This is a genomic window from uncultured Anaerobiospirillum sp. (assembly GCF_902485895.1).
Taxonomy (GTDB): Bacteria; Pseudomonadota; Gammaproteobacteria; order Enterobacterales; family Succinivibrionaceae; genus Anaerobiospirillum; species Anaerobiospirillum succiniciproducens.
In genome coordinates this window covers 39,616-54,280 of the sequence record NZ_CABTML010000067.1, presented here as the reverse complement: position 1 = coordinate 54,280, position 14,665 = coordinate 39,616, and the positions used below count along the sequence as shown (strand labels likewise).

The window sequence follows — 14,665 nt, the reverse complement described above, 5'->3', positions numbered from 1 at the left end:
CCAACATCATAAACACAATGGAGCGTGATTTTTCGTCTTGCACTGTTTTGCACAGTCTCCACCCCAATTACAAGCATGCACTTAGTGCTACCTTACTACCACGATCTTTGTAGTGCATCATTTGGCAGCAAAGTAGCTAACTTGCTCTTACTCCACTACGGCACGCCACAGCGGATCCTTATGGCAAGAGAAGCACATCATGATCTGCTCTAAGGTATTAGTAGAAGTGCGTAAGTCTTTAACAGGCAACTCGTTAAGTGAGAAGAAACGGCGCTCAACTGTCTCTGCATTTGGTACAAACTCACCTGGGCCTGCTGAGCACTCAACAAAAGCCTTTAGAGTACCATTGAGGCATTCTTTATCATTGTGACGACTCTTATCGTGGATGGCGATAAGACGGATAGGATGGACATCCATACCCGCCTCTTCTTTAACCTCTTTGACCACATTCTTCATAATGGTCATGTTTTCATCACACCAGCCGCCTGGCATGTTCCACTTACCAGAGAGAGCCTCTTTAACTAATAAGATACGATCCTGATCATCAAAGATGGCTGCACGGGTGTCTAACTGTGGAGTCTTATAGCCAGACATGGTCCATTCTTTTCTTATGATCTTCTCATCCACGCCCACATAGCAAGCTGCCATTTGCGCTGCAATATCCTGCAGACGGCTATAACGCTCTTGATCAAAGCGATCTTGTGAAAAGGTAAGACCAATCTGACCAATAGCGTTAATCTCACGCGCCCACTTATGCATCTGTGCACCAAGATCAGTTTCAGCTTCCTTTTGGGTTACTACAGAAACTAAGTCCCATGGGGTCTTAAGATAGTGCTTGCAGTAAAGATGGTCATTGCCGCGATAATCCCACAGGGCAAGTGCAAAGTCGACACCGGCAGCATCAGCACATTGCAGATCAGTTGCAGCATCACCAATAAATAAGATCTCCTCAGGCTTAGCACCAGTTACTTTCATATAGTGCAGTAAAGAGTCTGGAGCAGGCTTGGGATTAGGCACGTCATTAGCGCAGATTGACATATCTAAGAACTGACGCAGCGGATCAGGCATATCACCACCAAGTGGACCGCCTAAGGTAATACCACGGGTACGTGAAGTCACTACAGACATGTGGTATCCACGAAACTTTAAGCACTCCATGACAGGAACCACACCATTAAAGAGCTTATACATGTGACTCTTAGCGCGGACTAAATTAATCCACTCAGCCATATACGCATCGATATCGATCTCATTGACGCCGAGCTTACGTAAACAGGTAGGACCAGATAAGCCAAAGAACTTAATAAAGTCATCACGAGACATGCCATGGCCAGGCTTGTTACGATCAAGTAACTCAATGACACTACTAAGATTGGCCTCAAAAGTATCAACTAGGGTGCCATCTAAATCAAAAAGCAAATGCTTATACTTGCTCATACGGTGCCTCGCGTGCTTAAAAGTCCTAACATCAAGCTTGCCAAATGTGACAGACATGCTTCCTACTGATTATAGCTTTGAGTAAGCATCTAAAGATCTCAATGAACGGCAAAAAGCGATCATTAAAACAAAAGTGTGATGTTTAGCCGATAGATAGTATGCAAAATAAAGGGGCTATCCCCCTAAGTGCGTATTAGGATACTTTGATAAGCAAGGAGATCGATGGCATAGCGCTTGAGATGAACCCGAAAAGTACATCTTATTGCAACGGAGTTTTGCAAATTAAAAAATAACTGCGGTGCGCCTTTAGCCTATTTCTGCTACAACGGTGTTTTAGCCTATTCACTGCTTCATGGCCATATCAGGCTATTTATTCTTGCGAGGGTCTAGCCTATTTACTGTTGCGTGGCGGTTTCTGCTGGAAGGACATCAAGTACGGTGACGATCTCACCTGATACGGTGAACTTGATGTTGTAACCCATAAGAAGAGCAAAATAAGGCTTATCGTCCTCAGTGCCTTTGTAAGCCGGACGTGGATCTTGGGCAAGAATATCGATAAGTGAGGCTTTATCAAGCTTAAGCTTAGTTATAAGTGCGTCAGCTTCTAAGGTAAATGTAACTTGCTTAAGCTTAGGGGGCTCTAGAGCAAAGCCGCCTACTGCATCAGGCAAAGCATCGACAAATGGAATATATGGCTTGATATCTAAGATCGGAGTGCCATCGACCATATCAGCACCGAGCACATGAAGCACTATCTTGCCGTTACGGTTTTCTACCTTTTCAAGCTTGAGAACAGACAGACCTAATCTTGATGGTCTAAATGGCGATCTTGAGGCAAACAAACCTACTTTTTGATTACCACCAAGTCGTGGCGGTCTAATCATAGGCCTAAACTTATCCACTTCAACCTTATCAAAAATAAAGATCACATGGATATGGCTAAAACCTTCAAGACCGATGCATGCTTGAGGATCGCAATAAGGTGGGAGTAGCTCAATTTCACAAGCTACAGCTGCAGCAAGACCTGGCTGGCGTGGCACAGCAAACTTTTGACCATATGGAGTATGGATAACTCCTATTGGCTCAAGATTAAAAGTGTCCATAAACATCTGCCTTGAGATCTTGCCACTTAAGCAGCAAGCTAAAATACAAGCAGCCTGTACTTACGACAGGCTGTCCTATGCACTCACAGTGCTTGCCCATTGAACCCATGCCCAAATGAGCTAGGGTATGGTGAGATCGCCTCAAAAGCCCTGCATGCGCATCTAAAAGCGCCTAGTGCGCCTCCTAAAGAGGTCTGAATGCGCATCTAAAAGCTCATGGTGCACCTCTTCAAGAGGTGCTGTATGCTGCCTTTAAATTCGAGCTTTGCCTATGGTAGAGCTACTTAGACTGCTGCTTGAAAGAGTCGTCTACCTTGAAAGCCTCGCCATAGCAGGTTACTGAAACAACGCAAGCATCAGTACGCTCAAGACGAATGCACTTGCCAAAAACTACACCATTACCGCCTAAATCTGCAGTCTTGATCTTGGCATCAGTACGAGCATCAGCCTCAGTTGCAATGTAGTCATCCTCACTTTCTTGACAAGCTAAACCAGCGACCATACCTAAAGAGTGGTAGCGATGCTCAAGAATGGAATCCTTAGTAAAAACATCTACTGATGCAGGCTTAGCATACTCAGTGAAGTTCTCAGGATTTAAATTGGAATCAAAAGTAACACCAGATTGGCAACCTACAGACAAAAGAGCGGCTGTTGCAGTAGCAAGTACAAGTAACTTCATATAAAAAACCTATAGTCGTGAAGTTTGTAGCTCAACCTTGGAATCCAAAGCTAAGTGGATCTTCACGCAAAGAAAATTCTATAGCGCTGTTAATTGCTCTAGCGCCTGTCAAATGGGTGGTTATACCCAAAATTACGCTCCGATTGTAATGATTTAATAAGCTTTTCACAATATGAAATTTGCCAATACCCAGTTGCGATCTTAAGTATGGTCAATGCTTAATTTGAGAAGTAGCGCTCACTTTGAACCATGAGGATGCAAAGGGTGTGTTCTAGGTAGGAAAACTGAGTCATTAGTCAAATTTACAGTGTGTCATTGCGCGTATTATTACAATGGTTCCGTTCTTCTGCCATGTCCAAGAGCGTAGCTCTTAAGCTCTCTTGTGCTTATCTACTCAAACATACATTGAGGTGAATAGAAGCTAGGCTTATTGCAACATCTTGCATGAACATTACTACGTCTTGTTGCAGCTCAAATTTAAGAAGGTAGCATCAAAGATATGTACAGAAGCGGCGTTGTGTGTTGGTGATAGGGCCGTTGTTTTTTTAGCAGTAGCGCATGATCTTTGGCATATAGCACCACAGCTATGTCTTGTTCATATGCTTCTACCAGCATCCATACGGCTATTGTTCTAAACTTTGTAGCTTAGATAAGGGGAATTTATATGTCAGGAGTAATGGCAATGATCCTCGCTGGTGGCGAGGGCACACGCTTAATGCCACTCACCAAATCGCGCTCCAAGCCGTCTGTGCCTTTTGGTGGTTCTTATCGACTGATCGACTTTGTGCTTAACAACTTCGTTAACTCAGGCATTCTGCGTCTGTTTGTAATCACTCAGTACAAGTCCCAATCTTTGTACATGCACTTGAAGAATGGCTGGACAGTTTCAGGTATTCCAGGCTGCTTTATTGATCCAATCCCTGCACAGATGCGTACTGGCAAGGAGTGGTATCAGGGCACAGCAGATGCTATCTATCAGAACTTAACCTTCATTGAAGATCTGTACCCATCCGATGTGTGCGTTTTCGGCTCTGACCATATCTATAAGATGGATATTCGCCAGATGCTGCAGTATCACACTTCTCATAAAGCTGACTTAACTGTAGCTGCTATTCGTCTGCCATCTAAAGATTGCGCCGGCAACTTCGGTGTGATTGAGGTAGACCAATCTGGTCGCATGATTGGCTTTGAAGAAAAGCCAGCCGTGCCAAAAGAGATCCCTGGTGATCCAGGCTACTCTTTAGTCTCATGGGTAACTACATCTTCAAGACCGAAGTGTTAGGCCATGAGCTGCGTGTAGATGCAGAGGATAAAGAGTCCTCCCACGACTTTGGTAAGGACATCATTCCTAAGCTCTTCCCACGTGGCAATGTTTTCGTCTATGACCTGTCGAACAATGTTATCGATGGCGAGCCTAATGAAGTGTACTGGCGCGATGTAGGAAGTATTGATGCCTATTGGGATGCCCATATGGATCTACTCCAAGATAAGGCCCCATTCTCCTTAATGAACTTAAAGTGGGCTCTGCACACTTTCTACCCACCTCTTCCACCTGCTCACTTCTCTGATACAGCCAACAATCAATCTGAGGTGTCTCAGTCTATGATCAGTGCTGGCTGTAACATCGATGGCGCACGCATTCGTAAGTCAGTAATGGGCTTTAGATGTACTGCTGAAGATGGTGCTCAGGTTGAAGAAACCGTTCTCATTGGTGATGTTAAGATTGGCGCTAACTGCAAGATTCGTCGTGCCATCATTGACCGTGATGTAGTATTAGCTCCAGGCTTTACTCTAGGCTATGACAAAGAAGCTGATATGAAGATTGTCACCCCTGATGACAAGAACGGACCACAAATGTCACCAAATGGCATTATCGTCATTCCTAAGGGCATGCGCCTTGGCTTTGACGAGTAAGCTTAGCAACCTTAAGCATAGCTAAACATGGTCACTAAAAGTGCTAGGCCATAGTTCTACTGTTAATTAAATACTATTGGCTTGCAAAAGCCCCAATGATTAGAGTTTTGGGGCTTTAACAAGCCATGATAATTAGCTATTAATCATTCTACAGACCATCTCAAAGTCATCTTGATAGAGGCTTTAAGATGCTGATTGCTAGATACTTGTTGCAAGTTTGAGTATTTGACTGCACATCTAGGCTAGAAATTTCATACAATAGCTAGACTAGATGTACAATTTTGACACTAGTAAGAGCGTTAGGTTTTTAAAGCTATGGTATGCAGCTTTAACTTACGCTAGCTTGGTGTTGGTACACACAAGCACCACACAAGGTGCATTTACTCAGTCAGTTGCGAAGTTTGCTCTTAAGAGTGACCAATCTCTTAAGGATCTGTCCTTGAGACAAGTAACTGTCTATTCCTCCTGATTGCGACGTTTAGGAAGGTGCGTTTTGAATATCCTATTTATTTCTTCAGAGGTTGCTGACATTATCAAGACTGGTGGTCTTGCTGATGTGGCGAAGGCTTTGCCGGCACAACTGAAAAGCAACGGACATCAGGTTCGAGTAGTAATGCCTTGCTACAGTCTCATCAAAGGCGTTGAAAACTTCCCTGTCATCGGTTCTTCATCTTTAAATCCTGGAACCGATCGTCAAATCGATTACACCATTCGCTCAACTCACATTGCTAATGACGTTGAAGTTTGGCTTATCGATTGCCCACGTTACTACAACCGTACCTCCATTTACGGTGATAACAACCAGGCTTACTGGGATAATGGCGAACGTTACGCCTTCTTATCTGCAGCCTCTTTTGATGCAGCCGAGAAACTTCAGTTCCGCCCTGACATCGTACATGCTAACGACTGGCATGCTGCCTTAGCTCCAATGATCCTGCGCATCAAGTACGATGACAATAAGTTCTTTGATAAGACCCGCTCAGTAATTACCGTGCACAATGGTGCATTCCAAGGCGTCTTTGATCGCGGTCAGATTTATATGATTCCTGAGATTTGTCAGGTCTACAACGACATGATCTCTCAGGGCACTTACATTAACTTCTTAAAGTGCGGCGTGTTCTACGCTGACAAGATCACTACCGTATCCCCAGGCTACGCTACCGAACTTACCACCTACTTAGGCGGTCACGGTATGACAGTTAACTTCCAAAGCCGTAGCGCTGATTTAGTAGGTATTATTAACGGCTGTGACTATAGCGACTGGGATCCTGCTACCGATAAGCACTTAAAGATTCAGTACGACATCAACACCCTCGAAGAGAAGATTTTAGGCAAGTACCTGCTACAAAAAGAGCTTGGTCTGCCAATGGGTGATGACCCTATGTACGGTATGGTGGCACGTCTTACTGACCAAAAAGGTGTGGGCATCTTAATCCCTATTCTTGAGCAGTTCTTACGTCACCGTGTACAAATCGTTATCGAGGGCACTGGTGATCCAAACTTAGCTCGTCAAATTCAAGAGATTGCCGATCGTCATCCAGACAAGATGATTTTCCGCTCGGTTTATGACAATGCCTTAGCTCATAAGATTGAAGCTGCAGCTGACTTCTTCTTAATGCCATCAATCTTTGAGCCTTGCGGTCTCAATCAGATGTACTCTCTTGCCTACGGTACCATCCCAATTGTGCGTGGTGTAGGCGGTCTGCGTGATACCGTTACTAACTACGATACCGACCAAGTTAACGGTAATGGCTTTATCTTCTGGGATCCAAATCCTGAGGAGTTACTAAGCACCTTACGTCGCTCTTTAATTCTCTACCTTGAGGATCCTGTGGAGATGGAGCGTCTGCGTAAGAATGCTATGAGCGTTCACTTTAGTTGGGAAGAGTCCTGCGCTAAGTACGAAAAACTCTACGAGGAAGCTCTTACTAAGCCAAAGTGGTGGTAACACTATATGTAACTGCTACCTAGGTAGCGACAAAAAAAGGCAGCCCAATAGCTGCCTTTTTTGTCTCTTGGCTCTTACCAAGATAAGCACTAAAGATAAGCGCATACCTCCTACAGGTACATGCGCCTATCTTAGTGAAAGATGGAATCTAATTACTTAGAAAAAGCGGCGATAGCATCTTCAATACGCTTGAAGGTACGCTCGCGACCAACTAACTCCATGGTGTCACCGATACCTGGAGAAGTTGGGGTGCCAGTCATAGCAAGACGCAGTGGCTGACCTACCTTACCCATGCCTACCTCATGCTTTTGAGCAATAGCCTCTAAAGCCTTATCAATAGCCTCTGGCTCCCAGCTGTCTAATGCCTTTAAAGCCTCTAAGCTGTCCTTTAAGATCTCAACAGAGCCTTCCTTGATCCACTTCTTAACACCAGCTGCATCATACTCAGTGATGTCTTCAAAGTAGCAACGAGCCTTCTCTGCCATCTCCTTGAGAGTCTGAGTACGCTCGCAGTAGTTCTTAACTACTAACTCTAAATCAGGACCTTGAACCTTATCAGTATCGATACCAAGACGGTTTAAGTGCCACTTGAGCTCAGAGGCTACCTCAGCACGTGGCTGGGTCTTCATGTAGTGAGCGTTAAGCCAGTTGAGCTTCTTGGTATTGAATGATGAGGCTGACTTGTTGATCTGCTCTGGAGTAAAGAGCTTAATCATCTCGTCAATGGTGAAGATTTCCTGATCACCATGAGACCAACCTAGACGTACGAGGTAGTTTAATAAGGCCTCTGGCAGGTAACCATCCTCACGGTACTGCATAACGCTAACAGCACCATGACGCTTAGAGAGCTTAGCGCCATCATCACCTAAGATCATAGCTAAATGACCAAAGACTGGCTCCTTTGCGCCCATAGCACGGTATAAGTTGATCTGACGTGGGGTGTTGTTAACGTGGTCATCACCACGGATAACGTGGGTAATACCCATGTCAAAGTCGTCAACTACTACGCAGAAGTTGTAAGTTGGGGTGCCGTCAGAACGCTGAATGATGAAGTCATCTAACTCTTCGTTCTTGAACTCAATGCGACCCTTAACCATGTCATCAAAAGCTACGATGCCAGTGTCTGGGTTACGGAAACGTACTACGTATGGCTCATCAGGTGAGTGCTCGGAGTGATCTTCACGGCAGTGACCGTCGTAACGTGGCTTAACACCGTCCTTCATCTGCTGAGCACGGATCTCTTCTAAGCGCTCTTTAGAGCAGTAGCACTTATAAGCCTTACCCTCAGCTAAAAGCTGATCGATAACTTCCTTGTAGCGGTCAAAACGCTTGGTCTGGTAGTAAGGGCCCTCATCCCAACCTAAGTTGAGCCATTCCATGGACTCTAAAATGGCATCAATAGCTGGCTGAGTAGAACGTTCACGGTCGGTATCTTCAATACGCAGAACGAACTCACCATTGCAGTGTTTGGCATACAGCCATGAGAATAAAGCAGTTCTGGCACCGCCTACGTGTAAGTAACCAGTAGGTGACGGAGCAAAACGAGTCTTGACTAGTTCCATTGTAAAGTCCTTAAGGCCGAGAGTGCGGAGTAGGAAGTGCCCGCACCCGTATCAAACCGTGTTACCAGATCAGGCAGCCCTGGTGGTAACGCGCCGTTGTGAGAAATTGCGCCTATTTTAGCACCTCACGCCCTAAACGGCGCTGTCATTGTGCCTAAATATCTTAGATCCCATACTTAAGCTCTTGGTAAGTTAGCAATAAAAGCAAAATGGCACTTGCTTAGGCATACTAAATTGCAGACAAACAATGTTTTTTCTTAGCCACAAATAAGAACAAACTAACTTAAGAGCCATTAACAGTCAAAAGCGCTCCTACACTGACTTTGTACACCATATATAAGCTTTCAAAAGCTGCTTTTTTACAAGCAATGAGGTTAAAGCAATACTTAATTTGATACGCAGATAAGCAAAGCCTTAGTACATAAGTTAATATTGAGGTGTTAACGGTTTGTGGACTAGTCAAATTGAGCGATCAAAACCAATACCCTAATTTAACATCACCTACTCCCGACTCATCGTCAGTTAAGGGAGTAACTATGGGTGATAATGCTGATAAGCACACTCTTGATGGCACTAGCGTCACCACGAGTGCTGCCTCATCACATGACCAATCATTTGCCAATGCAGATACTGCTAGCAAAGCAGCAGCGACTGCATCAGGTGCTGATGCATCCGCCTCTTCTGAAGCTACTGCTACTGCAGGCAGCGCTGATGCTACTCAAGCCAGTGCAGATGCTGCTGCAGCGCAAGCTCATGCAGCAGGAGCTGATGGTGTATCTGATAGCGGCAACCTCAATGAGAGTGCCTATATCAACGGCAGTGCTAATGGATCATTAGATAGTGATGACAACCATTTAAGCGATACTGCTACCGTTGGACTTAGCTATGGTGGCTACTCTAAGTATCAAAGCCCTCTGCCAGAGCCTGATGTCTCTGCATGCGATGCATTTCAAATCCTTAATGGTATTCCAGCAAGTAGAGGCATAGCCGTTGGAAGAATCTCTTTTCTCCAACGCGATGCACAACTTGCTACACGTAGATCCATTGAGGATGTGGATGCAGAAGTTGCACGCTTTGAAACTGCACGTGCTGAGGCCATTGCCCAGCTTGGCACCTTGTACGAGACCACAGTAGAAAAGCTTGGTGATCAGAACGCAGTCGTGTTCCAAATTCACCAGATGATGCTTGATGACCCTGAATACGTTGATGCCATTGAAGGCACCATTCGTGACGAAAAGGTCAATGCTGAGTACGCTGTAGAAATCACTGGTAGCCGTTTTGCTGACATGTTCCGTCAGATGGAAGATAACGACTATATGCAAGGTCGTGCCGCTGACGTGATGGATGTTTCAAGACGTCTTAGCGATATCTTGAACCAAAGCTCCGGCTTTAATGCCCCGCATCAATTCGTTAACTCTGATGAGCCAATCATTCTGGCCACAGATGATCTAGCCCCATCTGAAACCGTACAGCTCGATCAAAACTTAGTACGTGGCATCATTACTTCGGCAGGCTCTGCTCGCTCTCATACTGTTATCTTCGCCCGCACCTTAGGTTTGCCTGCAGTTATCAATATTGGTAACGATTTAAACAGCGATCTTGAGGGCAAGATAGCGATTGTCGATGGAGCCACCGGTCGTGTCATCTTAGATCCTGATGAGAAGACACTCTCCATTTATGCCGAGCGCAAACGTACTGAGGATGCTTTAAGAGCCCGCTTAGAGCAATTTAGAGGTAAAGAGACGAAGACGCTCTCTGGCCGCAAGATCAATTTATTTACCAACATCGGTACCATTGCTGATCTTGATTTGGTCAAAACCTCTGATGCTGAGGGTATTGGTCTACTTCGCTCTGAGTATATCTACTTACAATCACAAGATTACCCAGATGAAGAGACTCAATTTAATATCTACAAAGAAGCTCTCCTTGCTTTGAATGGCAAGAAGGTGATTATCCGTACCCTTGATATCGGTGCTGATAAAACCGCTGAGTACTTCATGCTTAAGCACGAAGAAAACCCTGCCATGGGTATGAGAGCAATCCGTATTTGCCTCACCCGTCCTGAGGTCTTTATCACTCAGCTGCGTGCGCTTTACCGTGCCTCAGCCTTTGGCAACCTCTCCATTATGTTCCCGATGATTACCTCTGTTGAGGAGGTTAAAGATTGCATCAGGATTTGTAATGAGGTCAAAAAGCAGCTTGATGCAGAGGGTATTAAGTACTCAGATGACGTAGAGATTGGCATCATGATTGAGACACCGGCTTCAGCCTTAATCTCAGACATGCTTGCAGATCATGTCGATTTCTTCAGTATCGGAACTAACGATCTCACGCAGTTCACTCTGGCAGTAGATCGCCAAAATGCAGAGGTCGGCCGCTTTTTAAACCCTTACCACCGTGCTGTTATCCGTCTTATTGAAATGACAGTGAACAATGCACACAAGAAAGGCATTTGGGTGGGTGTCTGTGGTGAGCTAGCTGCAGATGAGGGATTTACTCACGAACTTATCCGTATGGGTGTAGACGAAATATCCGTTGTCCCATCATCGGTGTTAAACATTCGTGCACGTATTTCAACTTTAGGTTAATAGCGGCACACTCCTACACAAGGTAGCAAACTAAACATCACATACTAAGAACATCACTTAATAACTAGCAAATACACTAGTAAGCTTAAGCCCCAATAATCTGGACTTGCAAGATAAGGGCTGATAATTGTTGATTGTGTTGGTATGTACGCTCCAAAATTTTTAGGAGCAATTAACAGCAAAATGTTTTTACAGGCGGTCAAGTAACAACCTTGTCTAGCCAACATGAATAGAGCTACCTAGGAGCGCCCTCAAAGAGGATTATTTTTCTATGGCTCAATGTGTCGTAATTGCAGATGAGATTACTGGAGCTTCAGCAGTTGCAGCCATGCTGCAAAAGAACCGCTCCACCGTATGTTCTCTAGCAAGCTCACGAGGCTTGAAAGACCCTTTAACAAAAGATTATGAATGCTTAGTCTATTCAACTAATAGCCGAAATCTGATGCCTATTCAAAGCTATCAGATGGTGTTTTATGCCGGCAAGCTCTTAAAGTCTCCAGACATTAAGCTCTATGCTAAGCGTATTGACCCTGCTATGCGCGGCAATACCTGTGCTGAAACCCATGCTCTGTTAGATGCCTTAGGCGATAACGATCGAGTGGCTATCGTGGTTCCAGGCTTCCCAGAGCTCAAGCGCTCCAACGTTGGCGGCTATATCTTAGTTGATGGCAAGCCAATGGAGAAATCACTAGCCGGTCTTGAGGATTTACACGCCACCGAAGGCAGTCGTGTAGCCGATCTCTTTACAGAGAAATTCCGCTATAAATCTGACCCTATCTACTTAAAAGATCTGCTCCATGGCCCAGACTATCTAGCTAATAAGATCAAAGCCTTAGCCTCAAGCGGCACTAGAGCCCTTGTCTTTGACTGTACCTCACAGCAGGACATCAATACTATTGCCGATGCTGTGCTCATGTCTGGCATTAAGTTCTTAGCTGTAGATCCAGGTCCTTTCACTGCTACCATGGCTCGCAAGGTCATGCGCATGCAAAACAATCAGCGCATATCCTCAGACAAGATCTTTGGTCTAGTAGGTGGTTCTAACCCTCTTATCGCAGCTCAAGTTGAAATGCTGCGTTTAGAGGAAAAGACCCTCTTTGTCCCTGTTAAGAATATCGATCTTATTGTAGATGATCAGACCCGTGCTGTAGAAATTGAGCGTGTCGTTAACAACGTCATCGCCCGCGCTGGCGAGTTTACTACCGTCTTTGCCGTCTCAGACAACCTTGGCGCTAATGCTCAAACCATCATGGAGTTTAACAAGATTCTCGAGCAAAGCAATCGTTCTGCAATTGAGGCGATGGACATCATAGCTACGGCCTATGCACAAATTACCCATCAGGTAATTGAGCGCTGCCCTGAGTTTAGAGGCATTTACTCTACTGGTGCTGAATACACAGTAGCGATTTGCCGTGAGCTCAAATCCCTCGGCTTTAATATTCAAGGTCAGGTATTACCTCTAACCTCTTATGGCCATCTTTTAGGCGGCCCATATGAGGGTCTGCACTATGTTGCCTCAGCAAGCTCTGCAACCGACCCTAACACCCTCATTGAGTCCATTCAGTACCTACGCCGTAAGATGGTTCTATAACCCGATCGCCACCACGGACACAAGCCCTAAATGCCAATATAATCTTGCCACCTGTTTACAGGTGGCAGCTTCGCCTCGTAAAGCCGTAGTTGCAAAATGGTGGTATTGCCAGGCTTATTAAGTGTGCACCAAACATGATGCAGCTTGCTTTTTAGGGCCTTTAGTATAGAATGGCACTCACGCGACTTTAGTTTAATGGTAGAACTGTAGCTTCCCAAGCTTCAAGCGCGGGTTCGATTCCCGTAAGTCGCTCCATCCTTTAGATGCTTGCCATCATCATCTCTTCATCCAGCTCTTTGCTGCTTTATCTAAGGCACACCTTTCCCAAGCAATAAAAACAACCAAGCCTTGCTAAGGCTAATTTGTCGTACGTAAAGACCAAAACTGATGCTAATTTGTTGTGTGCAAAGGCAAAAGCTGATGCTAATTTGTCGTGCGCAAAGACAAAAAAAGCCGCAACCTCACAGTAAGGTATGCAGCTTTTTTTACTTTAGCTCAAGCCTGTATGCTTAGGCATAAGCATCGCCTTGTAGGCTTTTAATTAGATGAGTTCTGCGGTGGTCTTTAAGAAGCCGTTTTGAATTACGTAACGGATCTTGAAGTCATCGTTGAAGACGATAAGGTCAGCACGATAGCCATGGTCAATCCAACCAGACTCGTAGTCTAAACCAAGCACACGAGCAGGAATGGTGGATGCGGCCATCAGAGCATCGTCAAGAGGAATACCACAGGTCTTAACTAAGAACTTAACACCGTCCATCATACAGATGTTAGTGCCTACTAAAGAGCCCTTAGCGTCGATAAGACCACGCTTAGCATCGTTGAATACTTCAGTACCAGCAACAGTAAAGCTGTTGAGAACCTCAGGAGAGCCAGCTACAGCCTGAGAGTCAGATACGATGTACATACGATCTTTAAGCAGCTGATGAATGATACGAACGATAGCAGGGTGCACGTGACGACCGTCAGCAATAACACCGGTGGTTACAGTCTGAGCATTTAATACAGCACCGATGATGCCTGGCTCACGACCGTTTAATGGACGCATAGCATTGAATAAGTGGGTAATGTTAGTAACACCCATCTTAAATGCATCCACAGTATCGTTGAATGAAGCGTTAGTGTGGCCTAAGGATAACTTCATACCCATGCCCATGAGCTCCATAAGGAACTTACCACGCACCACTTCAGGAGCAATGGTCATATAGGCGATGTTATCGATGTTATCGCGCAGATAAGCAAGGTCAGAGTTAGAGATACCACGGATATAACCATTACCGTGGAAGCCCTTACGCTCTGGGTTAATGAAAGGACCTTCAAGGTGCAGACCTGGGCATACACCTGGGTGCTTATCCATGAACTTACGGGTAACAGCCAGTGCACGGGTCATGTTCTCACGTGGACCTGAAACCAGTGTTGGAACAAAGGTTAAGGTACCGTGTAAAGTGAGCCAACGACGCATACGCTCTAAACCGTCTAAAGAGAGGTCAGAGCTGAAAGTTACACCAGCGCAGCCGTTAACGAGCAGGTCAATAAAGCCTGGGGCAACGTGCATTCCGTTAAGATCGATTTCCTCAGAGGTGCCATCCTCTAATAAAACTGGATCGAGCGGAATGATGCGGTGGTTTTGTACCGCTAAAGAGTCAGCGCCTTCAAGAACACCCTTAGTAAGGTGTAATCTTGCGTTGCGTAAAATGGTTGCACCCATGGTTTTACTTCCGACTAATTCATTAAGTAACTTCTATGGCTGATGCTACGACTTGGTTTTAGCATAGCCAGTACGTTAAGAGCCCGATGGAGGTATTGCGACTACCTAAGCTTAAAAGAGAGTGCCATATGTTTA

General features: G+C 45.2%; 8 protein-coding genes, 1 tRNA gene and 1 pseudogene. 5 read left to right on the top strand and 5 right to left on the bottom strand.

The genetic code is table 11. The features are described from left to right. Positions 1-147 precede the first annotated feature (147 nt). From RDO37_RS05360 to rcsF, 3 genes are all read right to left on the bottom strand, one after another. Complete coding sequence (locus RDO37_RS05360; RefSeq protein WP_308498360.1) at positions 148-1,437, bottom strand: NUDIX hydrolase N-terminal domain-containing protein; 1,290 nt, start codon at positions 1,435-1,437, stop codon at positions 148-150. Positions 1,438-1,832: 395 nt separating this feature from the next. Continuing rightward, positions 1,833-2,540 carry a tRNA (N6-threonylcarbamoyladenosine(37)-N6)-methyltransferase TrmO gene (tsaA, locus tag RDO37_RS05355; RefSeq protein ID WP_308498359.1) on the bottom strand — a complete coding sequence of 236 codons (708 nt, stop codon included), beginning with the start codon at positions 2,538-2,540 and terminating at the stop codon, positions 1,833-1,835. A 280-nt stretch (positions 2,541-2,820) separates the two neighbouring features. Continuing rightward, entirely contained in the window at positions 2,821-3,219 is a 399-nt protein-coding gene (gene rcsF / locus RDO37_RS05350; protein WP_027939769.1) for an Rcs stress response system protein RcsF, read from the bottom strand. 664 nt (positions 3,220-3,883) lie between these two features. Between rcsF and glgC the strand changes: the two are divergent. Both glgC and glgA read left to right on the top strand, forming a co-directional pair. Beyond that, positions 3,884-5,133: pseudogene (gene glgC / locus RDO37_RS05345) on the top strand (glucose-1-phosphate adenylyltransferase). Between the two features lie 493 nt (positions 5,134-5,626). Beyond that, positions 5,627-7,081 (top strand): glycogen synthase GlgA, encoded by a 1,455-nt coding sequence (gene glgA, locus RDO37_RS05340; protein WP_027939105.1) that lies wholly within the window; start codon positions 5,627-5,629, stop codon positions 7,079-7,081. A gap of 152 nt (positions 7,082-7,233) precedes the next feature. Here the strand turns inward: glgA and gltX are convergent, their stop codons facing one another. Beyond that, positions 7,234-8,643: a glutamate--tRNA ligase gene (gltX, locus tag RDO37_RS05335; protein ID WP_027939106.1), complete on the bottom strand. Its 1,410-nt coding sequence runs from the start codon at positions 8,641-8,643 to the stop codon at positions 7,234-7,236. A gap of 536 nt (positions 8,644-9,179) precedes the next feature. Between gltX and ptsP the strand changes: the two genes are divergently transcribed. The 3 genes from ptsP to RDO37_RS05320 all read left to right on the top strand — a co-directional run bounded on the left by ptsP (position 9,180) and on the right by RDO37_RS05320 (position 13,077). Then, positions 9,180-11,231, top strand: a complete 2,052-nt coding sequence (gene ptsP / locus RDO37_RS05330; protein WP_308498358.1) for a phosphoenolpyruvate--protein phosphotransferase — start codon at positions 9,180-9,182, stop codon at positions 11,229-11,231. Between the two features lie 271 nt (positions 11,232-11,502). Continuing rightward, a complete protein-coding gene (locus RDO37_RS05325) occupies positions 11,503-12,822 on the top strand; it encodes a four-carbon acid sugar kinase family protein (RefSeq protein WP_308498357.1) in 1,320 nt (439 codons plus the stop codon). 181 nt (positions 12,823-13,003) lie between these two features. Continuing rightward, positions 13,004-13,077 (top strand) — tRNA-Gly (locus RDO37_RS05320). A gap of 286 nt (positions 13,078-13,363) precedes the next feature. Here the strand turns inward: RDO37_RS05320 and nagA are convergent. Then, complete coding sequence (nagA, locus tag RDO37_RS05315) at positions 13,364-14,530, bottom strand: N-acetylglucosamine-6-phosphate deacetylase (protein WP_052338861.1); 1,167 nt, start codon at positions 14,528-14,530, stop codon at positions 13,364-13,366. Between the last annotated feature and the right edge of the window lie 135 nt (positions 14,531-14,665).